The following is a 24,501-nucleotide window of genomic DNA, read 5'->3' on the forward strand; positions in this document are numbered from 1 at the left end:
TTAGAGGAATTGCCACAAGATACGATAAGCTAAAACGTAACTATCAAAGCACTGTTGCTTTAGCTTGTATATTTATATGGTTGCCTCTTTAGCTCAATTTATCGGCTGTAAATGTCAACACACCCTAGTTTTTTTTGATCAATACTGATGCTAAAATGTGCTTTTATGGCGCAATCAATTGCTGAAAAAGCATTTTCATGCCTTCACTGGCGCCTGCTTTAATCAATTGATATTGCTCAGGTACACGTTGATAATCTGCTTTCGGATCGATATAAAATGCACGGCAGTTGGCAGGGATTTCGTGAATCAATCTAGCCACAGGATAGACAGCCAGACTCGTGCCAATCACAATAAAAATATCTGCCGTTTGCACACTCACACTGGCATCTTCATAGGCAGGAACTGCTTCGCCAAACCAGACCACATGTGGCCGTAAAGGATATCCCTCAGGGCATTTGTCGGTGTCTAAGTTTAAATCTGCACCTTCAATGGGAAACAATTCCTGCGTATATTGCGCCTGAGGGCCAGAGCTTTTTGCGTAACGAATATTTCCATGCAGATGTAGTACATTTTGACTGCCTGCACGTTCATGTAGATCATCAATATTTTGAGTAATGACTTGTACATCAAAAAAATCATCGAGTTCAGCAATTAATTTATGCGCTGCATTTGGCTCTGCGGCTAAAATATGTTTACGGCGTTCATTATAAAAACGCTGTACTAAAGCGGGATCGCGTGCCCAAGCTTCAGGTGTGGCCACATCTTCAATACGATGCTGTTCCCAAAGACCATCACTGTCACGGAAGGTATTGATGCCGCTTTCTGCGCTCATGCCAGCACCTGAAAACACCACAATTTTTTGCATAGATATTTAGCCTTATATTTTAATTGATGAGTCCAATGCGTACGGTTGCATGTATTGAATGGATGATTCAGCGAATTTACTGTACTCAAAATATAGCGATTACTTCAACTTAGTTGATGCAATTCTTGTAGCACCCAATCGACAAATTTTTGTATTTGTGGTGAGCTGTCTTGGCTCGAGTGGACTAAATAATATTTTCGGCTACCGTGCAGTTTTTTATTTGATGCAATCACCAATTCTTTTTTTCTCAGTTCAGCTTCAATCAGCATTTGTGGAATAAGTGCCATACCCATGCCATGACTGGCTGCCACAGAAAGCATGGAAAATAATTCATGTCGCTGACCATCAAATGGTTTGGGATGCTGAAGCTGATGGGCTTGAAACCATTCTTGCCAAATACTTGGACGGGTGGTTTGCTGTAATAAGGGCAATTGAAGCAATTCTTCATCGCTTAAATTAAAACTGTGATCACCGGTCATTTCCGCATGGGGAAAGTTGCTTTTAATCAATTTGGGGGAACAAACGGGAACCACTTCTTCATCCATTAAATAATGCGCTTGAATACCCGGCCAATGCTCAATTTGCTGTTGCGTTCCTGCAAAAATCGCCGCGTCAAAGACATTTTCATTAAACAAAAAAGGTTTGGTACTGGTTTCTAAATGCACGGTAATTTCAGGATGCTGCGCATTTAATTTATGTAATTTTGGCAACAGCCAACGTGTGGCAAAGGTTGGCACAACGCCCAGCTTTAAAGTGCCGCCCAAGCCTTTGTGCATCATAATATCTGAAGTGCTTTTTTCGATACCTTGCAAAAAGGGTTTAATACTTTTTGCATATTGCTTGCCTGCTTCTGTGAGATCGACACCGTGACGTGTTCTGCTAAATAGCATTACACCTAAATATTCTTCAAGCTGTTGAATTTGGCGCGACACGGCACTTTGCGTAATAAATAACTCTTGGGAAGCATGCGTATAACTCGCGTGTTTTGCAGCAGATTCAAAGCAAATTAAGCTTTGCAATGACGGAATATTGCGCCGCATAGATAAAGTCCTTTTTATCGATAGGTATCACAAAATGGCATATAAGAATGATTTTCATATACCACTATAGTCTATAAATAAAGCAATCCGCAGTTCAAATCAGTGGCTAAAGTGCTTAACACGCTGTGAGCCAAGCTTAGGTATGCGAAAGGCGCATATCTACATGCAAATTAATCGTTTGAATGAATCACTTTTCACACATAGCATCAAATAAAACAACGAAAACCTGAAAAAGCAGAGGATGCGATGAATCAAATGGTCAATGTAAAAAAGGCAAAAGTACAATTTAACTGGCAAGACCCGTTTCTTTTGGAACAGCAATTAACTGAAGAAGAACGCATGGTCCGTGATACTGCACATGCTTACTGCCAAGAGCGTTTACAGCCACGTGTACTCGAACAATTTCGACATGAAAAAACTGATGCATCAATTTTCCGAGAAATGGGTGAGCTTGGCTTACTTGGCCCAACGATTCCAGAGCAATACGGCGGCGCAGGTCTAAACTATGTTAGCTATGGATTAGTTGCACGTGAAATTGAATATGTAGATTCTGGCTACCGCTCTATGGCCAGCGTGCAAAGTTCTTTGGTGATGGTGCCAATTAATGAATTTGGCTCTGAAGAGCAAAAACAGAAATACCTGCCAAAGTTGGCAACAGGCGAGTACATTGGCTGTTTCGGCCTGACTGAGCCTGATCATGGCTCTGACCCAGGTAGCATGATTACTCGTGCAAAAAAAGTCGAAGGTGGCTATCGTCTCACGGGTGCAAAAATGTGGATTACCAACAGCCCAATTGCCGACGTGTTTGTTGTTTGGGCGAAAGAAGTATCGCCTGAAGGTAATGTTGGTGACATTCGTGGTTTTATTTTAGAAAAAGGCTGGGAAGGTCTATCTGCTCCTGCAATTCACGGTAAAGTTGGCTTACGTGCATCGATTACCGGTGAAATTGTGATGGACAATGTCTTTGTCCCTGAAGAGAATGCTTTTCCAGAAGTACGTGGTTTAAAAGGTCCATTTACCTGTCTAAATAGTGCTCGTTATGGTATCGCTTGGGGTGCAATGGGCGCAGCTGAATTCTGCTGGCATACAGCGCACCAATACACCATGGACCGTAAACAGTTTGGCCGACCATTGGCAGCGAATCAGCTGATTCAAAAGAAACTGGCAGATATGCAAACTGAGATTGCCTTGGGTTTACAAGTTGCGCTTCGATTTGGACGTATGAAAGATGAAGGCATTGCTGCTGTAGAAGGCACATCACTCATTAAACGTAACAACTGTGGCAAGGCTTTAGATATTGCCCGTGTTGCGCGTGACATGATGGGTGGTAACGGCATTTCTGATGAGTTTGGTGTTGCCCGTCATCTGGTCAATCTCGAAGTCGTCAACACGTATGAAGGAACGCATGATGTACATGCACTGATCTTAGGTCGTGCGCAAACAGGCATCGCGGCTTTTAGTAACTAATTGAATTCAATATCAATAGGGCGCTCTGCATAGAGTGCCTTAGAGACTTTTTATGCAAAAATAAACTTAATCAATAAAGGATTCATCGTGAAACACTCTTGTAACTCTGTGCAATAGCCTGAGCAGTGATGAAATAAAAAGAATAAATAAGGCAAATGTGCAGACATAGGAATGCCGATGACTCATTTGGGAAAATGAGGAACAAGGAAATGAATAACGAAATGCAAAACGGAGCAGGAACGCTCAAATTGCCTTCTAACGTGGGCACGATGCATCGGATTACCAGCAATACTTGGAAAATGGCCTTTATTTTTGCCTTTATTTCCTTGGTGATTGATGGTGTAGACATCATGTTGCTGTCATTCAGTCTCACTAGTTTAAAGGCTGAATTTGGTTTAAGTACATTTCAAGCCGGAATGCTTGGTAGTTCTTCTTTAGCAGGGATGGCGCTGGGTGGTATTTCGGGTGGATGGGCGTGCGATAAATTCGGCCGTGTGAAAACCATTGCTTGGTCGGTCGTATTTTTCTCGATCATGACCTGTATCTTAGGCTTTACCCAAAGCTATGAACAATTTTTAATTTTACGTTTTATTGGCGCTTTTGGACTGGGTTCTCTTTACATGGCGTGTAATACGCTGATGGCAGAATATGTACCAACCAAATACCGCACAACAGTACTTGGGACTTTGCAAACCGGTCAAACCGTGGGTTATATCGTTGCAACGCTGATGGCGGGTGCCATTATTCCAGATCACGGCTGGCGGATGCTATTTTATGTCACCATTATTCCTGCTGCATTTGCCCTTATCTTTATGCGTTTTGTTCCTGAGCCAAAATCTTGGCAGGAAGCAAAAATTGAGCAGATAAAACGCCGTGAATTAAAGCTTGAACCTGTACAGCAGCAAGCTGCAGCCAAGCAAAACGCACCTTCTGAAAGCATTTATAAACGTATTTTTGGACATACCAATCATCGTAAAATGTTCTTCTTTTGGATGTCGACCGCTGCATTTCTACAATTCGGTTATTACGGTGTCAACAACTGGATGCCAACGTATCTAGAAACCGAACTCAGCATGAACTTTAAAGCCATGACAGGCTATATGGTAGGCGCATATACCGCCATGATTCTGGGTAAAATTTTAGCAGGCTATGCCGCTGACAAATTTGGACGTCGTATTACCTTTGTGTTTGGTACGGTAGCTACGGCAGCATTCTTACCGATCATCATTTTCTATAACACACCAACCAACATCGCCTATTTACTCGTAACTTTCGGTTTCTTATACGGTATTCCATACGGTGTAAATGCAACGTATATGGCAGAAAGCTTCTCGACGGATGTACGCGGTACGGCTATTGGCGGTGCTTACAATATGGGACGTTTAGGCGCAGCCATAGCACCAGCAACCATTGGTATGATTGCCGCTGGCGGATCATTCACTATGGCCTTTATTGTAATGGGTGCTGCGTACTTTATTGCAGGTGTTATTCCGGGCTTGTTCATTCGTGAACGTCAATATGATCCCCAGCAAGCATCACTTTCTTCAGATGCGGAAAAAGAAAAACTGGCAAGTGTAGATACATATGTTGATGATGCAGAACAAAAAGCATCTGCAAAAACTGCAACAGTAAAATAATTAAAAGATCTGTGCCATAGCTCAATACTATGGCACATCTGGAGTGAACTATGGGTGCATTAAAAGGAATTCGTGTATTGGACTTAAGCCGTGTTTTGGCAGGTCCTTGGTGCGGTCAAATATTGGCTGATTTAGGTGCAGAGGTAATCAAAATTGAGCGTCCTAAAGTCGGGGATGATACCCGCATGTGGGGACCACCCTGGATGCCAAATCAGCAAGGTCAAGCGACGAAAGAATCAGGCTATTACCAATGTGCGAACCGTAATAAATATTCTGTAGCCATTGATATTTCTAGTGAAGAAGGGCAAGCCCTAGTCCGTGAAATTTCCCAAACGGCAGATGTCGTGATTGAAAACTACAAAGCAGGCTCACTTGCCAAATATGGTTTGGACTATGCATCACTTAGTACGCTAAATCCAAATATCGTATATTGCTCAATTACAGGTTTTGGTCAGGATGGGCCGCGCGCGGAAGAACCGGGCTACGACTTTATTATTCAAGGTATGTCAGGTCTGATGAGTATTACTGGCGAAGCTGATGATATGATGGGTGGTGGAGCACAAAAAGTGGGGGTCGCTGTGGTCGATATTCAGACCGGTTTGTACTCAACCATTGCTATTCAGGCGGCACTGTTGGCGAGGCAGCATACTGGACGCGGTCAATATATCGATATGTCTTTACTCGATGTACAGGTGGCGGCTCTGGCCAATCAAGGTATGAACTATTTAACCTCAGGTAAAGCACCTAAACGTATGGGAAATAATCATCCGAATATTGTACCGTATCAAACTTTTAAAGCCAAAGATAAAGAATTTATTATTGCCTGTGGTAATGACAAACAATTTAAAGACTTGTGTATTGCGATTGGCTATACAGAACTACTAGATCAGCCGAACTATTTACGTAATCAAGATCGAGTGAAGCACCGTGAAGAATTAATTCCATTATTGAGTACTTATTTTCTCACTCAAGATGCTCAAGTTTGGGTCGATGCGATTCATGCGGTAAAAGTGCCAGTCGGTGTAATTAACTCTGTAGAAGACGCATTAAATGAACCGCAAATTCAACACCGTAACATGGTGGTGAATATTCCACATGCTTTAAATCATGATTTTAAAGTGATTGGTTCACCAATGAAATTATCCGATACGCCTGTCGAATACCGTCATGCGCCGCCACAGTTAGGGCAGCACACAACAGAAATTTTATCCCAATTTAGAACTGAAGCTGAACTAAATGAATTGGCAGTACAAGGCGTGATTGATCGACTCAGTCATTCAGCAGCTTAAAATTCCCAGAGATTATTCTTCAAACTATTCTTCAATATCTGGTCTTAAACACCTATGAGGAATGAGTGAAGTTAAAATTTTAGACCGAAGGACTCCAATACTTCGGTCTTTTTTCAATTTGGATATTCATCTATGGAATATTTTTAATATTAATCTTCTTGATAAAGTATAATTTTTAACCAAAGCTTGGGCCTGCAATACGGTCTTTATTTTTTCGTATGAAAGAGATGTCCATACTTTTGTGCCTTGATATTTTTTCTTTAAGCTATAACTTTCAAATTCTGGATTATACACAAACCAATTTCCGCAATGCTGCACGCAATAATCATTTATATACCAATTTTTGATATCTAGTAATTGCACAGAAAGATCATCGATACCACCTCCATTGATGAGAGTATAAGTCTTCAAACGAAATAAAGCCCTGCACAATGGCAAGGCTCTATTTTAATAACATTACATTGAATTTGTTCAGCTGCATATTATTGCTGTATAAAATTCTGCAAAGCCTGATTAAATGCATCTGGCTGTTCAATGTTTGAAATATGCGATGCATTAATTTCAAATAATTGGCTATTTGCAATGTGTTCTTGCATAAATTGACCATCTGCAACTGTAGTTACAGGGTCTTGTTGACCTGCAATAATTAATACAGGTACGTGAATAGACGAGATTTCATTGCGTAAATCCGCTTTAGCCAAAGCTTCACAACAACTTGCATAACCTTCTGGGCTGCCAGCTCCGAGGTCGTTACTCAAAGATTGTACAGTTGCCGTGTTACTTTGGATAAAGGGTTCTGTAAACCATCGTGATGCTGCCGTTTCTGCAATTGGTTTCAGACCTTGTTGACGGACTAACTGTGCACGTTCATTCCAAGCTGATTCTTGCCCAATTTTTGCAGCGGTATTGCATACAATGACATGGTTAAAGCGTTCAGGATGATGTATTGCAAGCCATTGACCTGTTAAACCACCCATCGATATTCCACAAAATGTGGCCTGTTGAATATTTAAATGATCCAATAAATGGATGACATCTGTACCCAATTGATCAAGGCTATATGGCCCTTGAGGGGCAGAAGATGCACCATGACCACGTGTATCATAACAAATGACAAAATAATCCTGCTGCAGCGCCTCTATCTGAGGCTGCCACATGTTGAACTTTGTGCCTAAAGAGTTAGAAAAGACAATCGCAGGTTGTGTGTGGTCACCAAAAGTTGCGTAATTAATCGTTGCATCATTAGATATAAATGTAGGCATGTTTTGAATCCTTAATTTTATAAATCCCCCTAAATCCCCCTATGAGAAGAAGGACTTTTATTGAGGATTAAACACGTTCAATAATCAAAGCGATGCCTTGACCGACACCAATGCACATCGAACAGAGGGCATATTGACCTGAAATTTCCTCAAGCTGATTTAATGCAGTCGTGACTAAACGTGCTCCAGATGCACCTAATGGATGACCCAAAGCAATAGCGCCACCGTTTGGATTAACATGTTTAGCACCATCTTCTAAACCTAATTCACGGGTAACCGCTAAGGCTTGAGCCGCAAAAGCTTCATTCAGCTCGATTACATCCATTTGTTCAAGGCTTAGACCTGTTTGAGCTAACAACTTTTTTATGGCAGGCGCAGGACCAAAGCCCATGATTTTGGGTTCAACACCCACCACCGTTGCCGCAATAATTTTGGCCCGTGGCTTTAACTTAAATTTGTTGACAGCATCATCTGAAGCAATCAGTAGTGCAGCCGCACCATCATTGATTCCTGAAGCATTGCCCGCAGTTACCGTACCATCTGCTTTCACCACAGGTTTGAGTTTTGCCAAACCTTCTGCTGTCGTCGATGCGCGTGGATGCTCATCTGTATCGACTATCAGTGGGTCGCCTTTACGCTGTGGAATGACGACAGGGATGATTTCTTTCTCAAAAAAAACATTGGCTTGTGCAGCAGCTGTACGGCGCTGACTTTCTAAGGCAAAAGCATCTTGATCTGCACGGTTAATATTGAATTGTTCTGCCACATTTTCAGCGGTTTGAGGCATGGTTTCCACGCCATACATTTGCTTGAGTATTGGATTGATAAAACGCCAGCCCATGGTGGTGTCTTCAATCTTTTGACTACGTCCATAAGCGCTTTCAGATTTACCCATTACAAAGGGCGCACGGGACATACTTTCTACACCACCAGCAATAATTAAGTCTGCTTCATTTGCCTTAATTGCACGGGCTGCCATCGCAATTGCATCAAGTGATGAACCACAAAGTCGGTTCACAGTTGTAGCAGGAACTTGAAAAGGTACACCTGCGAGTAGCGACGACATTCGTGCAACATTACGGTTATCTTCACCGGCTTGGTTCGCACAGCCGTAAATCACGTCATCAACAGACTCCCAAGCAATACTTGGATTTCGCTGCATCAGTGCCTTGATAGGTAAGGCACCTAGGTCATCGGTACGTACTGCTGCTAAACCGCCCGCATAGCGACCGAAAGGGGTACGGATTGCATCAATAATATAGGCATTTTTCATTTTATAAATCCTAAAAAACTCAGCTCCTCCCTTTTAACGGGAGGTTGGGAGGGATTTACAGGAAGTTAATTTTTGAATATTAATCCTCCCTAAATCCCTCCTTTAATCAAGGAGGGACTTTTTGCTTTATGCTGTCGTATCTATCAGCTTTGCACTGGTCATTGACTGTAATTCGTCAAAGCTCAAGCCCTCAACTTTTTCAATCACTTTCATGCCTTCAACCGTCACATCAATGACGCACAGATCTGTGTAAATACGATCGACACATTGCAGGCCTGTCGCAGGGTATGACAATTCAGCGACAATTTTCGGTTCACCTTTTTTAGTCACATGGTCTGTAGTAATAAAGACTTTTTTCGCCCCAACAGCCAAATCCATTGCACCACCTACAGCAGGAATTGCATCTGGCGCACCAGTATGCCAATTTGCTAAGTCACCATTTTGGGCAACCTGAAAAGCGCCTAATACTGCAATATCTAAATGCCCACCACGCATCATGGCAAAAGAGTCACCATGGTGAAAAAAGCAGCCGCCCGTTTGCATAGTAACAAACTCTTTTCCTGCATTAATTAACTCAGGGTCTTCTTCGCCTTTAGCTGGAGGAGGACCAAAAGCCAAAAGTCCATTTTCTGAATGTAGAAACACATCTTTGTCTGTTGGTAAATAATTTGAAATTTTAGTGGGTAAGCCAATGCCTAAATTGACATAAGCACCATCTGGAATATCTTGTGCAACACGTTCTGCAATTTGATCACGGGTTAATTTGGTATAGCTCATGGTTCTTTCCTCACGTGATTTATGCAGATTGCTCAAGCTGTGCAGGTTGAACAGCCACAACATGTTGTACAAAAATGCCAGGGGTAATAATGTGCTCTGGGTCCAATGCACCAAGTTCAACCACTTCTGAGACTTGAGCAATCGTCACATCTGCCGCCATGGCCATAATGGGGCCAAAATTACGCGCTGATTTGTTGTAAACCAAGTTGCCCCAGCGGTCGCCCTGATGTGCTTTGATTAAAGCAAAATCGGCCTTAATTGGATTTTCGAGAACAAAATCTTTGCCTTCATAATTGAGTGTAGGTTTGCCTTCTGCCAGCAACGTACCGAAACCAGTTGGTGTATAAATTGGACCCAACCCCATACCTGCAGCCTGAATACGGCAAGCCAAATTACCTTGTGGTACAAGCTCAAGTTCTATCTTTCCTGCACGATATAATTCATCGAACACCCAAGAGTCGGATTGGCGAGGGAAAGAACAAATCATCTTACGGACAGCACCAGCTTTGAGTAATTTAGCAAGTCCATAGTCACCATTACCTGCATTGTTGTTGACGATGATGAGATCTTTGATGCCAAGTTCAATCAGTCCATCAATCAGTTCAGCAGGCTGACCAGCCGTACCGAAGCCGCCGATCATAATGGTTGATCCATCCTTAATTTGAGAAAGTGCTTCTGTTAAGGAAGCGGTACTTTTATCAATCATGCTACGATCCTTCATCAAGAACGATAAAACTATTTACCTGACTAACCACTTCAGTCATGCAAGGCAGATAATCTTTTATTTCAAATATTTACAAATTTAAAAATGCAGATCAATGGATTCCAACTATGTGCTACACAATTGGAATCCAATCGCATCAGCTGTCATCACTACGAACAGAAGAGGGATGACGATTTAAAGCCAAAACTTCAATATTCATATACGGGTAAAGGGGCAACCCTTGTAAAATGTTGTGTAGCTCTTCATTACTTTCAACATCAAAAATACTGATATTTGAATATTGACCAGTAATCCGCCAGATATGGCGCCATTTACCTTGACGTTGTAGATCTTGTGAATAAGCTTTTTCTACAGCTTTAATTTCATTGGCTTTTTCGACTGGCATATCTAATGGAATATTGACATCCATGCGTACTTGGAAAAGCATTTCTCACTCCTAGCTAAATGTTATTTGCGACGTAAGTCATCAATTTTGTTTTCATCAATTTCAATCCCTAAACCCGCTGTGGTCGGAATCTTGAGTTCGAAATCTTGATATTGAAGTGGGGTTTTTAAAATTTCTTCAGTTAGCAGCAATGGACCAAAAAGCTCTGTGCCATAAGCTAAATTGTCAAATGTAGAAAATGCATGTGCCGATGCAATAGTGCCCACAGGGCCTTCAAGCATGGTTCCACCATATAAATCGATACCCGCAAGTTTGGCGATTTTAGAAACCTCACAGCCTTCGATTAAACCGCCAGACTGTGCAACTTTGACTGCAAAAACAGAAGCAGAATTCTGCCGCGCAAGTTGATATGCCGTTTGCGGACCCATCAGTGATTCATCTGCCATAATGGCTATATCAAAACGACGAGTTAAACGGCGCATCGCGTCAATGTTATCGATTGCGCAAGGCTGCTCAATCAGGTCAACACCACCATCTTGTAACAATTGAATGCCTTTAATGGCATCTAATTCAGACCATGCACGGTTGACATCTACACGTATAGAAATGTCTGAACCTAATGCTTTTTTAATGGCTAAAACATGCTCAACATCAGCTTCAACGGGGCGTGAACCGATTTTAAGTTTGAAAATATTGTGTCGTTTTGCCGCAATCATCTTTTGTGCTTCGGCAATGTCTTTTTCCGTATTGCCAGATGCAAGTACCCAAAGAACAGGTAAGCTGTCACGTAAGCGACCGCCCAATAATTCACTCAAAGGCAGATTTAAACGCTGCGCCAAAATATCGAGTAGCGCCGTTTGAATGGCACATTTAGCAAAGCGATTGCCGTTAATATTACGTTTAATAGCTTGCATGGTTTGAGCAACATTCAAACCAGTGAGGGTTTTCAGTAAAGGACTAAAATAAGTTTCAATATTGGTACGAATGCTTTCAGGGCTTTCTTCACCATAGCCTAGACCGCCAATCGTCGTCGCTTCACCCCAACCGATATAACCATCTTCGGTGGTGATTTTAATCAAAACAAGGGTTTGCGTTTGCATGGTTGCAACAGCCATCTTGTGCGGACGGATTGTTGGGATTTCCACGAGCAGGGTTTCAATCGACTTATACATCTTGCGTATTTCTTATCTATCCAACTATTTATATACCCTAATTTAATGTAATATCTTTAACTAGAGCGATTTTGGTATTTTTAGATACTTAAAAGGTATATAAATGGAATTAAGGCACTTACGTTACTTTGTCACCGTGGTTGAAGAGCAAAGTATTACCAAGGCAGCAGAAAAATTATGTATTGCTCAGCCACCTTTGAGCCGCCAAATTCAAAAACTTGAAGAAGAGCTGGGGATTACCTTGTTTGAGCGTGGTTCTAGACCCGTGAAAACCACAGAAGCAGGTATGTTTTTTTATGAGCATGCTGTGCAAATATTGACGCATACCGCCCAGGCCACAACCATGGCACAGCGAATTAATGCCGTCGATAAAACTGTCCGCATTGGTTATGTCAGTTCGCTTTTATACGCATTATTGCCGCAAATTATTTATTTATTTCGACAACGCAACCCAGATATTCATGTTGAACTCATAGAATGTGGTACACGCGACCAGATTGAAGCCTTAAAAACCGGTCGAATTGATATTGGTTTTGGACGACTTCGATTAACAGATCCGTCTATTAAACGTGTTTTATTACGAAAAGAAGCGCTACGTTTAGCTATACATAAAAATCATCATTTGGCTGAATTTAAAGACAAAGGCATTTATCTTTCTCAAATTTTAGATGAACCAATTTTTGCCTACCCTACGACACCTAAACCGAATTTTTCCACCCTCATCCAATCCATTTTTACCGAATTAGGACTTGTGCCTAAACATTTAACCGAAGTGCGTGAAATTCATATGGCTTTGGGCTTGGTGGCGTCGGGAGAGGGCATTTCTCTGATCCCTGAAAGTGCCAGTGATATTGGCATGAAAAATTTGATGTATATCCCAATCTTAGATTTAGAAGCCTATAGTCCAATCTCTTTGTCGGTGCGCAATATGGATCATAGTAATTACATTCCAAAGATACTGGATTGCATTCGTGAAGTCTTTGTTGAAGAAAATATCGATCTGCGCGCCATCGATGCAGATGCATAACTAAGTCAAGATTTCATGGTCGATGTAACACAAGATCCACTATTCAGATGATAGGGTCTTATGGGATATCAATCACTTCAGCCCAAAGCATCCTGATAAATACAAGACTGAGCTATTTCAAAAACCTTTTCATCTTCAATATTCAATTGATCATATTGCTGCATTTTTTGAATCATCCATTCAAAATCTGACGTTTGTGGCGCTTGGCTCTTGCCAAAATTTTGAATGATTCTTTTGATCCGATGAAAAGCCTCGACGTGAATCTGCTCAGAACAATCAAAACGGATGATGTGATATTGCTTTAACAAAGAAAATATTTCAGAAAAATGCGTTTGTTGAAGCAGATCGTTTTGGGCTTTTTGGATGGCAAGATTGATTGCGTTTAAGGTATTAGGATGTTTTTCTGCCCAATCATGGGTAAAAGCCAAAACTTTATCTGGAATATGATCAATAATATCTTGGCTATTGACGATAATACGACTATAGCCTTGTATTTCAGCTTGCGTATTCCACGGCTCTCCGACACAAAATACATCAATTCGTTGCGTTGATATTGCTTCGACCATATAAGGCGGTGGTAAAGTTGAAAACGTTTGCGTTTGAGCAATTTCTGTGTCTGCAAGTGCCAGCCATTCTCTTAGAATATAATGATGAATCGAATGCTGAAAAACATGCGCCAACTGAATCGTTTGATTCTGTTTTATCGCAGATACGATTTTCTCTGCTGAATTAATTGGTAGATCTAAAGCATGGATATTTAATTCATAGCACAGCTTTTGACTCAAACTAATATAAGCGCAGTTAGTACTGAGTGTAAGAGAGGTTTGTAAGGGAATGCCGAGATGGTCTTTGCCCGTCACAGACGCAGGCAGCATGGCCGATAAACAGTGTGCTACATCTAAAAAACCAAAAGCTAGACGGTCGCGTAAACTTGCCCAAGATGGTTCTTGAGTCAGTGTCACATTCAGCCCTTGTTCAGCAAAATAACCTTGATGTTCTGCCCAGAGCAAAGCAACACAGTCAAGTAAAGGAATATAGCCCAATTGAATATCTGTTTTTTCAAGCTTTTGCATGGTTTATTCCTTAAATTGAGACTGTAACAGCGCTTGCGCATCAAGCAGTCGGCGCGCCATTTCACCCATCGTCATACGGTGACTCATGGCATTTTTTCTCAGCAAATTAAATGCTTGATCTTCGGTTAAACCATGCATTTGTATTAAAAGCACTTTGGCTTTTTCAATATCTTTTCGATCGGCCAGTTTGCACTTGGTTTCAGCCAAATCATTCAGCAGTTTTTTATGCTTTTTATATTGTTCAATCGAAATTTCTAAAATGCTATTCAAACGTGCAGGGTCAATACCATCGACAATATATGCCGTGACACCCGCATCAATCGCGCTTCGGATGATTTCAAGACTCGAATTTTTAGTGAACAGAACAGTCGGTAAGTCAAATTGGCTGACACAGCTTTCAATGACATCGCGATGTGGATGATCCATATCCAATAAAATCACATCTGCCTGAATATTTTGCAGATATGACATATTTAAATGATCAATCATGAAACTGGCGACCACATCAAAGTCATGTTGAATTAATGAGGCTTGAATAAATTCAGCGCGTTCTTGATCATCATCAATTAGGGCTATTTTTAGTTTTGGCATGCAAACACTCAGACAGAGCCAAACAAATACGTATTGAGTTTTCTAAGCAATTTAAATGCCAAATTTTAAGACAATACAAAATATAAATCTGCTTCTAAATTTTAGCTTGGTTATATGCACATTTTAAAATTGAACCATTTCCGTGCACTGATCTTGTGCAGGGCTGAACCACGTTTGAACATTCAGCCGCATCTCTATAGGCATATTGACTATCTATTTACCTTAATTCGCTTATTTTCGGATAGATCGGCGCTCAATGCTTAAATATAGAGATGAAATTTACGATTGAAATAAAAACTTGGCACGTATCGTGCTTAATACTTATTGAGTCAAAGAAGACTCTAAAAATTTGTTAGACGGCCAACGACGTCCGTTCTGATCGACTCTGTTATGTGTTAGCGACATAACCGAGTAATTCATGCGTTCAGTTCAGTCAGGAGAAGGTTATGTCTTCAAATTTAAATGCCAAAAAAGCCACAAAAATAAGTCTATTTAATTTTTCTTCAGCAGCAATGCGGGCCTTCCACATGAGTTGGCTCGCATTCTTTGTTTGCTTCTTTGCATGGTTTGCCTGTGCACCGTTGATGCCAGTGATTGCTGGCGAATTTCACCTCACGAAAGATCAAATTGCCAATATTAATATTGCCGCTGTTGCGATCACGATTTTAGTCCGTCTGATCGTTGGTCCTTTATGTGATAAATATGGCCCGCGTAAAACCTATACAGCTTTATTAATCATCGGCAGTATTCCAGTCTTTGGGGTTGCATCTGCGAGCAGCTATGAATCCTTTCTTTTCTTCCGCTTGCTGATCGGCGCGATTGGCGCAAGCTTCGTCATCACTCAATACCATACAAGCATTATGTTTGCGCCTAATGTGGTGGGTACAGCCAATGCTGCAACAGCAGGCTGGGGCAATGCAGGCGGCGGTGCAACTCAAGCCCTTATGCCTTTACTGCTTGGCGCACTCGTTATGTTTGGTGTAGAGCAAGCGATGGGCTGGCGTATTGCGCTGATTGTACCCGGTGTGATGATGCTGATTGTTGGTGCGCTTTACTGGAAGTTCACACAAGACTGTCCGCAAGGCAACTTTAAAGAACTTCGCGAACAAGGCATCAGTGTTGGCAGTGACAAAAAGGGCGGCTTGGCAATTCTAATGCATGCAGCACGCAATTACCGTGTATGGATTCTATTTGGCGCTTATGCAGCTTGCTTCGGCATTGAAATCTTTATTCACAACATTATTGCGCTGTATTACGTCGACAACTTCCAATTTGGATTAAAAGAAGCGGGTATGGCAGCAGGGATCTTCGGTCTATTGGCACTGTTTGCCCGCGCGCTCGGCGGCATTGTTTCAGACAAAGTCGCGACTACCAAAGGCTTGGATGGCCGTACCAAAGTTCTGTTTGCGATGATTCTGCTAGAAGGACTGTTTTTAATACTGTTCTCGCAAATGAGCACGCCAATCTTCGCCATTCTTGCCATGACAGTCTTTGCGCTCTTCACCCATATGGCGTGCGGCGCAACCTATGCCTTGGTGCCATTCATTGACCGTGATGCTTTAGGCGGCGTGGCAGGCATTATCGGCGCAGGCGGTAACGTTGGTGCGGTAGCTGCAGGATTCTTGCTTAAAGGCATGTTGGATATTCAAACCACGCTGATGGTGCTTGGCGGTTTGGTGGTGATTGCTGCAAGCTGTGTGCTGATGATCCGCTTCTCTGTAGAGCATAAAGAAAAAGAACAGCGCTTATTTGAACAAGCTGTGAATGAAAGAAATCTAGCTGAAGTTCAAAACTAATACAAATAGCAGCCTAAGCGTATAGAGGCTTAGGCTGTGCAAAAAAAAATATTGCGGAGTAAGAATATGAAAATCATCATGATTGGACATGGCATGGTTGGCCACAAGTTTATCGAATCTGTACTGGAACACGCAGGTGATGATGTTGAATTAACCATTTTAGCTGAAGAGCCGCGTCTTGCTTATGACCGTGTGCATTTAACTGAATACTTCAGCGGCAAGTCAGCGAAAGACTTAACCCTGTGCCGCAGCGACTTTGCTGATGCATACGGTATAGATTTACGCCTGAGCACCAAAGCGGTTGAAATTGATCAGCGTAATAAAACGGTCACGACCAATCACGGTGATATTCTTTCTTTTGACAAGCTGGTGCTCGCAACAGGTTCATATGCATTTGTGCCGCCAATTCCAGGCAATGAGCGTGAAAACTGCTTTGTGTACCGTACCATTGAAGACTTGGATGCCATCCGTGCCGCAAGCTTGAATGCTAAAACAGGTGTGGTGATCGGCGGCGGTTTATTGGGTTTAGAAGCAGCAAAAGCGCTGCGTGATTTAAACTTAGAAACCCATGTTGTTGAATTTGCACCACGCTTAATGGCAGTTCAGATTGATGATCTAGGCGGTAAAGTTTTACGCTCGAAAATTGAAAATCTAGGTGTTAAAGTCCATACGCAAAAAGCAACATCTTGCATTGAAGACGGTGCAAATGCGAAGTATGTAATGAAGTTTGGTGATGGTTCTGAACTGGAAACCGACATCATCTTATTCTCTGCAGGTATCCGCCCACGCGATGAATTAGCGCGCCAAAGTGGTTTAGCCATTGGTGAGCGTGGCGGTATTGTAATTAACGATTATTGCCAAACTTCAAACCCTGACATTTATGCCATTGGTGAATGTGCGCTTTGGCAAAATAAAATTTATGGCTTAGTTGCGCCGGGCTATGACATGGCACGTATTGCAGCAAAGCATGTGATGGAACAAAACTGCACGCTTTTCGCTGGTGCAGATATGAGCACCAAGCTGAAACTGATGGGAGTTGATGTTGCATCTGTAGGCGATGCGCATGCAATGACACCAAATTCTTTAAGCTATTTCTATGCAGATGAAGCAGCTCAGGTTTATAAAAAAATTGTCGTGAATGCAGAGAAAACTAAGCTGCTAGGTGCAGTATTGGTGGGCTGTGCTAAAGAATACAATGACCTGCTGCAAATGATGCTGAATGGCTTAGAAGTTCCAGAAAGCCCAGAAAGCCTAATCATGCCTGGCTATGCACAATCTGCAGGTAAATCGGGCGGAAGCGGTGTCGATCTGCTGCCAGACAGCGCAACGATTTGTTCATGTAACAACGTCTCTAAAGCAGATATTTGTTCAGCCATTGCTGACGGATCGACTTCTTTAGGCGCATTGAAAAAATGTACTAAAGCTGCAACAGCTTGCGGCGGCTGTGCGCCATTAGTCACTCAAGTACTTAAATCGGAGCTTCAGCGTCAAGGTGTAACTGTAAATAACCATTTATGTGAACACTTTGCTTATTCACGCCAAGAGCTCTATCACTTGGTACGTGTGAACGAAATCAAAACCTTTGATGACCTGATTCAACAGCATGGCCATGGTTTAGGCTGTGATATCTGTAAACCGACGGCAGCCAATATCCTAGCGTCATGCTGGAATGACTTTGTACTTAAACCAAGCCATGCGGGCTTGCAAGACAGTAATGACTACTACCTCGGCAATATTCAAAAAGACGGTTCATATTCAGTAGTACCTCGTATGGCTGGCGGTGAAGTTACTCCGGACGGATTAATTGCCGTGGGTCAAATTGCCAAAGAATATGGTCTATATACCAAACTTACAGGCGGTCAGCGTGTTGATATGTTTGGTGCACAAGTGCATCAACTACCTGAAATCTGGGAAAAATTGATTGCTGCTGGTTTTGAGTCTGGTCATGCATACGGTAAATCATTGCGTACAGTGAAATCATGTGTCGGCAGTACTTGGTGCCGCTATGGCGTAGACGACTCTGTGGGTTTGGCGATTTTCCTAGAAAACCGCTACAAAGGCCTTCGCTCACCGCACAAACTGAAAATGGCTGTGTCGGGCTGTACCCGTGAATGTGCTGAAGCGCAAAGTAAAGATGTTGGCGTGATTGCGACTGAAAAAGGCTGGAACCTTTATGTATGCGGCAACGGCGGTATGAAGCCGCGTCACGCAGAGCTTTTGGCATCAGACTTAAATACGCAAACATTGATCAAATACATTGACCGTTTCTTTATGTTCTACATTCAAACAGCAGACCGTTTGCAGCGTACTTCTGTATGGCGCGACAACATGGAAGGCGGTTTAGATTACCTGAAAGATGTCGTTGTGAATGATTCGCTTGGCGTAGCTGCTGAACTTGAACGCCGTATGAGCCATGTTGTGGGTACATATCAAGATGAATGGCGTACTGCTGTAGAAGATCCTGAAGTACGTAAACGCTTTGTGACTTTCGTGAATGCAAAAGCAGAACAGCAAAATGATCCGCATATTCAGTTTGCATCCGTTCGCGGTCAAATCAGACCCAAAACAGAAGCTGAACGCGATACGACACGCATTCCAGTGGTTGAAGCTTAAGAGAATAACGAATTTAAAACTTCTTTTATTTGATTTACATCCTTATTCGGTTTCTCGCTAAGGCGAAAATGAAAAGATAGTGATCTAAAAGAAGTTTAAAAAGGATCAAGAATATGACAATTTTAAAAGAAATAAATGATTTAGACTGGTTTGATGTTTGTGCATTAGATGATATTACGCCAAATACAGGTGTGGGCGCACTGATTGAAAATCAGCAAATTGCGATATTCCGTGTCGGTGAAGAAAAGCGGGTTTATGCGCTCAGCAATCAGGACCCATTTAGCCAAGCCTATGTTATGTCCCGCGGTATTATTGGTGACTTGCAGGGTGAGCGTGTTGTGGCATCACCCATTTATAAACAGCATTTCAGCCTTGCTACTGGACGCTGCTTAGAAGATAAAGACCAAAAACTCTTGGTTTTTCCAAGCAAAATTGAAAATGGCCGTGTGCTGATTAGTCCAACTGCTCAAAAAACCTATATTACCAATAACGCGCCATCGTCTGAGTTGATGAAACTGGTTTTGGTCGGCAATGGCTTAGCAGGTATGCGTTGCTTAGAAGATCTGCTGGATATGGCACCAGAGCGTTATGAAATTACGGTCATTGGTGAAGAACCTTGGGGTAATTACAACCGAATTATGCTTTCACCTGTGCTTTCAGGTGATAAAACCATTGAAGATATCATGCTGCATTCACATGCTTGGTATAAAGACAAAAATATCCGTTTTGTAGCAGGTGATGCGGCGGTACGCATAGACCGTCCGCGCAAGCAGGTATACACAGAAAAAGGCTTGGTCATCGATTATGACCGTCTGATTTTAGCGACAGGTTCTAAGCCATTTATTCCGCCTATACCGGGAACTGACTTAAAAGGTGTTCTCAGCTTCCGTGATATTTATGATGTAAACCGCATGCTGGATTACTGTAAATCTAAGCAAAATGCAGTGGTGATTGGCGGCGGTTTACTTGGCCTAGAGGCTGCGTATGGCCTGAAACAGCGTGGCATGAATGTCACAGTACTGCATTTGATGGATCGTATTATGGACCGTCAGTTAGATGAAAAAGCCAGCTTAATGCTCAATCATGCGATTGAACAAAAAGGTATAAAAATCATGACCGCAGCAAATACCCAAGAGTTGATGGGTGAAGATGGCCATGTGAAGCAGCTGCGTTTGCAAGACGGTACTGTTTTAGATGCAGATCTTGTGGTTTTTGCGGTGGGTATTCGTCCGAATATTGAGCTTGCGCAAAGTGCAGGACTGCGCTGCGGCCGCGGTGTCATGGTGAATGACACCATGCAAACTTTTGATCCGAGTATTTATGCGGTGGGTGAATGTATTGAACACCGAAGCCAAACTTTCGGTTTAGTTGAACCGCTTTGGGGACAGGCATTCATTTGTGCATCGCATTTGGCCGAACATGGCAGCTTAACCTTCAAAGCGCCTACGGTTCCGACGCAGTTAAAAGTCAGCGGCTGTGATGTTTTTTCTGCAGGCAACTTTGAACCGTTGGATGATTTTGAAGACATTATTTTGAATGATGAAAAACGCCAAATCTATAAACGCATTATTATTCAAAAAGATAGAGTGATTGGCGCTGTGCTGTTTGGCGATACTGAAGACGGTGCATGGTATGCAGAATTGATTTCAGATCAAACTCCAATTTCAAGCATCCGAAACAAATTGCTGTTTGGTAAGGATTTTGCATTAAAGAAAGCAGGGTAACGGAATCGCCCTGATAAAAAAAGATACAAGATTTAAATCGTCATTGGATACGCGATAACGTCATCCGCTGTTGTTTAAGGCAGGATTGCAGATGAATAGTCATGTATTTGCAATACATCTGTTAGAAGCCGGTAGTGGACGAGTTCAGCGGATGACAATGGTTTTGCCTACTTTTCCCGAAAGAAAAGTAGGTCGAACCGAATGTTGACCTTTAAATATAAACGTAAATGAAAAGACACCGATTCGAGCGTGTTAAGTGTTTAAAAAAGTTTGGAAAAGGAGCCAGCAGAAGTGAATAGCATCCCAATAGTGGAACTGCATAGCTCCACAGAAAATAAAATTAAAACAACGCAAACCACTTGTCCATACTGCGGTGTCGGTTGCGGCGTGAGCGCAACAGTTGAACAGACAGCTTTAGGGCAAAAAGTGAGCGTAACTGGCGATGCGAACCATCCATCAAACTATGGCAAGCTGTGCATTAAAGGCAGTAACTTAGCCGATACGATGGGATTAGAAACACGTGTTTTACAGCCGATGCTTGGGCGTCAAACATCACCATTTCATACTCGTCAGGCTACAGATTGGAACACAGCAACAGCACTGATTGCCGAAAAATTTCAGCAATGTATAGATCTTTACGGACGTGAAAGCATCGCTTTTTATGTGTCGGGCCAACTGCTGACGGAGGATTACTATGCCGTTAACAAATTTGTCAAAGGCTATTTAGGTACTGCAAATATTGACACCAATTCACGGCTTTGCATGTCATCGGCTGTGGCGGCACATAAGCGTGCATTTGGTGAAGACCTTGTACCAGCTAGCTATGAAGACTTTGAACATACAGATATGGTGGTGTTGGTCGGTTCAAATACGGCGTGGTGCCATCCCGTGCTGTATCAACGCATTATGAAAGCCAAAGAAGAACGTGATTTGTTCGTGGTGGTCATTGATCCGCGCTTTACCAGTACCTGTGAGGCTGCAGATTTGCATTTGCCGATTTTACCGGGGCAAGATGTCGCACTGTTCAATGGTTTGCTGCAGTATTTAGTACAAAATAATCATAGTGATGTAGATTTTATCGCCAAACATACTCAAGGTTTGGCGCAAGCGCTGGAGCAAAGTACAACAGAAGCTTCTATGACAGCAGTTGCTGAGCGTACAGGTATTTCTTTAGAAAAATTACAGCTATTTTTTGAAAAATTTGCGCAAACTGACAAAGTTATGACGCTATTTTCGATGGGGGTTAATCAGTCTTCGCGCGGTGTAGACAAAGCCAACAGTATTATTAACTGCCATCTGCTGACTGGCAAAATCGGAAAATTAGGCGCAGCGCCATTTTCTATGACAGGTCAACCAAACGCGATGGGCGGCCGCGAGGTTGGCGGTTTAGCCAATATGCTGGCTGCGCACTTAGATGTCGATAACACGGCGCATCAGGCATTAGTACAAGCGTTTTGGCAAAGTCCATTTATTGCCAATAAAGCGGGATTAAAAGCGGTTGATCTGTTTCAGGCGGTCGAAAGCGGGAAAATCAAAGCCATTTGGATTATGGCTACTAATCCTGTAGTTAGCTTGCCAGATGCAGATCAAGTCAAACGTGCTTTAGAACAATGCGAGTTTGTAGTGGTGTCGGATATTTGCAAAGACACAGACACAGCAATATATGCAGATGTGCTTTTACCTGCATTGGGCTGGGGTGAAAAAGACGGAACCGTTACCAATTCTGAACGCCGTATTTCACGTCAAACTGCTTTTTTAGATGCGCCGGGTGAAGCCAGAGCAGACTGGTGGTCTATTGCACAAGTTGCGAAAAAGATGGGTTATAGCGGTTTTGACTACAGCAGCAGCTATGACATATTTATTGAACATGCAAAATTATCTGCTTATCAAAATGCGCCTTTAGATCAACGTGATACCACTGAGTCTTTTCGCTACTTTAACTTGCAGGGTTTAAGTAAGTTATCTGCACAAGATTATGCTGAATTAAAGCCCGTGCAATGGCCAGTTTGGCAGTTAGATCAGAGCGCTGATGCAGTCAGCCGTTTGTTTGCAGCAGGCCAATTCAGCCATGCCGATGCCAAAGCTAAGTTTGTAGCAACAACCGCTATTGACCCTTTGAACAAGATTTGCGGCGAATATCCGCTGGTTTTAAATACTGGCCGTATCCGTGATCAATGGCACACCATGAGCCGTACGGGTTTATCTGCAAACTTGAGTACACATATCGCCGAACCATTTTGTGAAATACACCCGCAAGATGCACTGAAGTTTGGTGTTAAAGATGGTGAACTGGTTGAGGTGAAATCTAACTGGGGCTTATGTATTTTACGTGCACAGGTCAGCAGTAAAATTCGACGCGGTCAAATTTTTGCGCCAATTCATTGGAATGACCAAGTCGCATCGGATGCGCGTATTGGCAAAGTGGTGAATCCTGTGGTCGATGCACTATCTGGTGAGCCTGAATTTAAACATACACCTGTATTTGTACAGCCGTTTTATACACAGTGGCAAGGTGTACTGTATGTACGTGACGGCTTTGAGCAAATGGTGCAAAACACCATTCACAACACGGTGTGGTGGACCAAAATTAAAACAGCGAAAGCGACACGTTTTGAGTTGGCAGATCGTAAAAAATTTAGAAACACGGTTCAGCAGCTGAAAACATTACTGCCATTTACCGATGAAAGCTTTGAATGGCTGAATTTGGAAGATCAAACTGCCGATTTGAGTCATACCGTGGTGCTGCAAGATGGGCATTTAATTGCCAGTCTATATATTGCGCAACGCTCTATGCTGCCAGACCGTGATTGGATTGCTGGCATGTTTAAGCGTGAACGACTAAGCGCAATGCACCGCAAAGCGCTGCTTGCAGGTCAGCCGATGAACATGACCAACAGTGCAGGTCCGCTGGTGTGCAGCTGCTTTAAAGTCGGTAAAAATACCATTATCGAAACCATTAAAGAAAAGAATATTAGCCATGAAAAACAAGTCACAGCATGTTTAAAAGCCGGCGGTAATTGCGGTTCGTGCTTAGCAGAAATACGGGGTTTGATTAAAGCCTGTCAGACGGAGTACGCAGAATGATGAAGAAAATCACCAAATCAGTAGGCTATCCAGAAACAGACTTGGTTATTTTGGCGGGTGGTCAGGCCCGCAGAATGAACGGAATGAATAAAGTGCTGCAAAAATTTGATAATGAAATTCAGCTGATTAAGATCCATCAGCAGTTGAAATCACGGGTTGAAAATGTCTGGATCAACAGCCATCGTGACCATTCGATTTATAAACGGCTCATTCCCTCGATCCGCTTTTATCAAGATGATGAAGCCGGATTTTTAGGGCCATTGATAGGGATGAAAAGCGCGTGGTCACATGTTGAGTCTGATTATGTTTTGTTTGTCCCGTGCGATGTGACCTATATCCCGAAGAAAGTGCTTTCGAGATTGCATCAGGCCATGCAGCGGGATCCCTTGTGTGAAGTAGCTGTAGTGGAAATTAATGGCAAAGCGCTGTATCCATTTTGTTTGCTGAAACGAAGCAGTCTCACAATGCTGCAGGTGCATCTTGATCAAAAACAGCGCAGTTTGAAGGGGTGTTTTAGTAAAATGCACATGCAAGTTGCACGTTTTCAAAATAATGCACTCTTTTTTCACAGCATTAACTCTCTAGATGAGCTGCAGCAGCACCGTCAGCTGAATTTTCTCTAAAAGCTGTACCTTTTGCGGAGCTTTCATTTCAAATAATGAGCCTAATGTGCTGTTTTTGAACCCAGAGAGAAAATCTACA

20 protein-coding genes and 1 pseudogene are annotated in these 24,501 nt (G+C 42.5%); 10 read left to right on the forward strand and 11 right to left on the reverse strand.

All coding sequences use genetic code 11. The features are described 5' to 3' along the window. Positions 1-92 (forward strand): annotated as a pseudogene (locus tag FTU79_RS14515) (IS5/IS1182 family transposase); the annotation flags it as partial. A gap of 71 nt (positions 93-163) precedes the next feature. Here FTU79_RS14515 and FTU79_RS14520 read toward each other — a convergent pair. Both FTU79_RS14520 and FTU79_RS14525 read right to left on the reverse strand, forming a co-directional pair. Next, complete coding sequence (locus tag FTU79_RS14520; RefSeq protein ID WP_180004398.1) at positions 164-865, reverse strand: NAD-dependent deacylase; 702 nt, start codon at positions 863-865, stop codon at positions 164-166. 104 nt (positions 866-969) lie between these two features. Further along, positions 970-1,905, reverse strand: a complete 936-nt coding sequence (locus FTU79_RS14525; RefSeq protein ID WP_180050982.1) for a LysR substrate-binding domain-containing protein — start codon at positions 1,903-1,905, stop codon at positions 970-972. Positions 1,906-2,151: 246 nt separating this feature from the next. On the opposite strand from FTU79_RS14525, the gene FTU79_RS14530 reads away from it, so the two are divergent. The 3 genes from FTU79_RS14530 to FTU79_RS14540 all read left to right on the forward strand — a co-directional run bounded on the left by FTU79_RS14530 (position 2,152) and on the right by FTU79_RS14540 (position 6,298). Then, positions 2,152-3,372, forward strand: coding sequence for an acyl-CoA dehydrogenase (locus tag FTU79_RS14530; RefSeq protein WP_180050985.1), 1,221 nt, complete (start codon positions 2,152-2,154; stop codon positions 3,370-3,372). Positions 3,373-3,581: 209 nt separating this feature from the next. Then, positions 3,582-5,009 (forward strand): MFS transporter, encoded by a 1,428-nt coding sequence (locus FTU79_RS14535; protein WP_180050987.1) that lies wholly within the window; start codon positions 3,582-3,584, stop codon positions 5,007-5,009. Between the two features lie 50 nt (positions 5,010-5,059). Next, positions 5,060-6,298: a CaiB/BaiF CoA-transferase family protein gene (locus FTU79_RS14540; RefSeq protein WP_180050990.1), complete on the forward strand. Its 1,239-nt coding sequence runs from the start codon at positions 5,060-5,062 to the stop codon at positions 6,296-6,298. A 126-nt stretch (positions 6,299-6,424) separates the two neighbouring features. Here FTU79_RS14540 and FTU79_RS14545 read toward each other — a convergent pair whose 3' ends face one another. The 7 genes from FTU79_RS14545 to FTU79_RS14575 all read right to left on the reverse strand — a co-directional run bounded on the left by FTU79_RS14545 (position 6,425) and on the right by FTU79_RS14575 (position 11,891). Then, positions 6,425-6,709, reverse strand: a complete 285-nt coding sequence (locus FTU79_RS14545) for a hypothetical protein (protein WP_257224329.1) — start codon at positions 6,707-6,709, stop codon at positions 6,425-6,427. A gap of 71 nt (positions 6,710-6,780) precedes the next feature. Then, the gene (gene pcaD / locus FTU79_RS14550; RefSeq protein WP_180050993.1) at positions 6,781-7,560 is read right to left on the reverse strand and encodes a 3-oxoadipate enol-lactonase; all 780 of its coding nucleotides are present in this window, start codon (positions 7,558-7,560) and stop codon (positions 6,781-6,783) included. A 67-nt stretch (positions 7,561-7,627) separates the two neighbouring features. Further along, on the reverse strand, positions 7,628-8,833 hold the full coding sequence (gene pcaF / locus FTU79_RS14555) for a 3-oxoadipyl-CoA thiolase (protein ID WP_180050996.1): 1,206 nt from the start codon (positions 8,831-8,833) through the stop codon (positions 7,628-7,630). Between the two features lie 126 nt (positions 8,834-8,959). After that, positions 8,960-9,610 (reverse strand): 3-oxoacid CoA-transferase subunit B, encoded by a 651-nt coding sequence (locus FTU79_RS14560; protein WP_180051000.1) that lies wholly within the window; start codon positions 9,608-9,610, stop codon positions 8,960-8,962. 19 nt (positions 9,611-9,629) lie between these two features. Beyond that, complete coding sequence (locus FTU79_RS14565) at positions 9,630-10,316, reverse strand: 3-oxoacid CoA-transferase subunit A (RefSeq protein ID WP_078193765.1); 687 nt, start codon at positions 10,314-10,316, stop codon at positions 9,630-9,632. A 154-nt stretch (positions 10,317-10,470) separates the two neighbouring features. After that, a complete protein-coding gene (catC, locus tag FTU79_RS14570; protein WP_168377484.1) occupies positions 10,471-10,761 on the reverse strand; it encodes a muconolactone Delta-isomerase in 291 nt (96 codons plus the stop codon). A gap of 20 nt (positions 10,762-10,781) precedes the next feature. Beyond that, the gene (locus FTU79_RS14575; protein WP_180051003.1) at positions 10,782-11,891 is read right to left on the reverse strand and encodes a muconate/chloromuconate family cycloisomerase; all 1,110 of its coding nucleotides are present in this window, start codon (positions 11,889-11,891) and stop codon (positions 10,782-10,784) included. 103 nt (positions 11,892-11,994) lie between these two features. Between FTU79_RS14575 and catM the strand changes: the two genes are divergently transcribed. After that, entirely contained in the window at positions 11,995-12,918 is a 924-nt protein-coding gene (gene catM / locus FTU79_RS14580; RefSeq protein ID WP_180023667.1) for a cis,cis-muconate-binding transcription regulator CatM, read from the forward strand. Positions 12,919-12,995: 77 nt separating this feature from the next. Here the strand turns inward: catM and FTU79_RS14585 are convergent, their stop codons facing one another. Beyond that, positions 12,996-13,991 carry an ABC transporter substrate-binding protein gene (locus tag FTU79_RS14585; protein WP_180051006.1) on the reverse strand — a complete coding sequence of 332 codons (996 nt, stop codon included), beginning with the start codon at positions 13,989-13,991 and terminating at the stop codon, positions 12,996-12,998. Positions 13,992-13,994: 3 nt separating this feature from the next. Next, positions 13,995-14,582, reverse strand: coding sequence for an ANTAR domain-containing response regulator (locus FTU79_RS14590; RefSeq protein WP_078190882.1), 588 nt, complete (start codon positions 14,580-14,582; stop codon positions 13,995-13,997). Positions 14,583-15,028: 446 nt separating this feature from the next. Here FTU79_RS14590 and FTU79_RS14595 point away from each other — a divergent pair, with 446 nt between their 5' ends. The 5 genes from FTU79_RS14595 (at position 15,029) to FTU79_RS14615 (ending at position 24,422) form a co-directional block, all read left to right on the forward strand. Continuing rightward, complete coding sequence (locus FTU79_RS14595) at positions 15,029-16,378, forward strand: MFS transporter (protein WP_180051009.1); 1,350 nt, start codon at positions 15,029-15,031, stop codon at positions 16,376-16,378. A 66-nt stretch (positions 16,379-16,444) separates the two neighbouring features. Further along, complete coding sequence (gene nirB / locus FTU79_RS14600; protein WP_218945485.1) at positions 16,445-18,991, forward strand: nitrite reductase large subunit NirB; 2,547 nt, start codon at positions 16,445-16,447, stop codon at positions 18,989-18,991. 113 nt (positions 18,992-19,104) lie between these two features. Beyond that, positions 19,105-20,715 carry a nitrite reductase small subunit NirD gene (gene nirD, locus FTU79_RS14605; protein WP_180051013.1) on the forward strand — a complete coding sequence of 537 codons (1,611 nt, stop codon included), beginning with the start codon at positions 19,105-19,107 and terminating at the stop codon, positions 20,713-20,715. A gap of 291 nt (positions 20,716-21,006) precedes the next feature. After that, complete coding sequence (locus FTU79_RS14610; protein WP_180051016.1) at positions 21,007-23,799, forward strand: nitrate reductase; 2,793 nt, start codon at positions 21,007-21,009, stop codon at positions 23,797-23,799. After that, the gene (locus FTU79_RS14615) at positions 23,799-24,422 is read left to right on the forward strand and encodes a molybdenum cofactor guanylyltransferase (protein WP_373683881.1); all 624 of its coding nucleotides are present in this window, start codon (positions 23,799-23,801) and stop codon (positions 24,420-24,422) included. The genes FTU79_RS14610 and FTU79_RS14615 overlap by 1 nt, the downstream gene beginning before the upstream one ends. The last annotated feature ends 79 nt before the right edge of the window (positions 24,423-24,501 follow it).

The sequence above is a fragment of the Acinetobacter sp. YH12144 genome (assembly GCF_013418345.1).
Classification (GTDB): domain Bacteria; phylum Pseudomonadota; class Gammaproteobacteria; order Pseudomonadales; family Moraxellaceae; genus Acinetobacter; species Acinetobacter amyesii.

What these genes read in the sequence shown, in the direction of transcription:
- catM (WP_180023667.1), top strand. Translation starts at nt 11,995, where the DNA reads ATGGAATTAAGGCACTTACGTTACTTTGTCACCGTGGTTGAAGAGCAA.
- FTU79_RS14520 (WP_180004398.1), bottom strand. Translation starts at nt 865, where the DNA reads ATGCAAAAAATTGTGGTGTTTTCAGGTGCTGGCATGAGCGCAGAAAGC.
- catC (WP_168377484.1), bottom strand. Translation starts at nt 10,761, where the DNA reads ATGCTTTTCCAAGTACGCATGGATGTCAATATTCCATTAGATATGCCA.
- FTU79_RS14590 (WP_078190882.1), bottom strand. Translation starts at nt 14,582, where the DNA reads ATGCCAAAACTAAAAATAGCCCTAATTGATGATGATCAAGAACGCGCT.
- FTU79_RS14615 (WP_373683881.1), top strand. Translation starts at nt 23,799, where the DNA reads ATGAAGAAAATCACCAAATCAGTAGGCTATCCAGAAACAGACTTGGTT.
- FTU79_RS14585 (WP_180051006.1), bottom strand. Translation starts at nt 13,991, where the DNA reads ATGCAAAAGCTTGAAAAAACAGATATTCAATTGGGCTATATTCCTTTA.
- FTU79_RS14525 (WP_180050982.1), bottom strand. Translation starts at nt 1,905, where the DNA reads ATGCGGCGCAATATTCCGTCATTGCAAAGCTTAATTTGCTTTGAATCT.
- nirD (WP_180051013.1), top strand. Translation starts at nt 19,105, where the DNA reads ATGACAATTTTAAAAGAAATAAATGATTTAGACTGGTTTGATGTTTGT.
- FTU79_RS14530 (WP_180050985.1), top strand. Translation starts at nt 2,152, where the DNA reads ATGAATCAAATGGTCAATGTAAAAAAGGCAAAAGTACAATTTAACTGG.
- FTU79_RS14540 (WP_180050990.1), top strand. Translation starts at nt 5,060, where the DNA reads ATGGGTGCATTAAAAGGAATTCGTGTATTGGACTTAAGCCGTGTTTTG.
- nirB (WP_218945485.1), top strand. Translation starts at nt 16,445, where the DNA reads ATGAAAATCATCATGATTGGACATGGCATGGTTGGCCACAAGTTTATC.
- pcaD (WP_180050993.1), bottom strand. Translation starts at nt 7,560, where the DNA reads ATGCCTACATTTATATCTAATGATGCAACGATTAATTACGCAACTTTT.
- FTU79_RS14565 (WP_078193765.1), bottom strand. Translation starts at nt 10,316, where the DNA reads ATGATTGATAAAAGTACCGCTTCCTTAACAGAAGCACTTTCTCAAATT.
- FTU79_RS14560 (WP_180051000.1), bottom strand. Translation starts at nt 9,610, where the DNA reads ATGAGCTATACCAAATTAACCCGTGATCAAATTGCAGAACGTGTTGCA.
- FTU79_RS14535 (WP_180050987.1), top strand. Translation starts at nt 3,582, where the DNA reads ATGAATAACGAAATGCAAAACGGAGCAGGAACGCTCAAATTGCCTTCT.
- FTU79_RS14575 (WP_180051003.1), bottom strand. Translation starts at nt 11,891, where the DNA reads ATGTATAAGTCGATTGAAACCCTGCTCGTGGAAATCCCAACAATCCGT.
- FTU79_RS14595 (WP_180051009.1), top strand. Translation starts at nt 15,029, where the DNA reads ATGTCTTCAAATTTAAATGCCAAAAAAGCCACAAAAATAAGTCTATTT.
- pcaF (WP_180050996.1), bottom strand. Translation starts at nt 8,833, where the DNA reads ATGAAAAATGCCTATATTATTGATGCAATCCGTACCCCTTTCGGTCGC.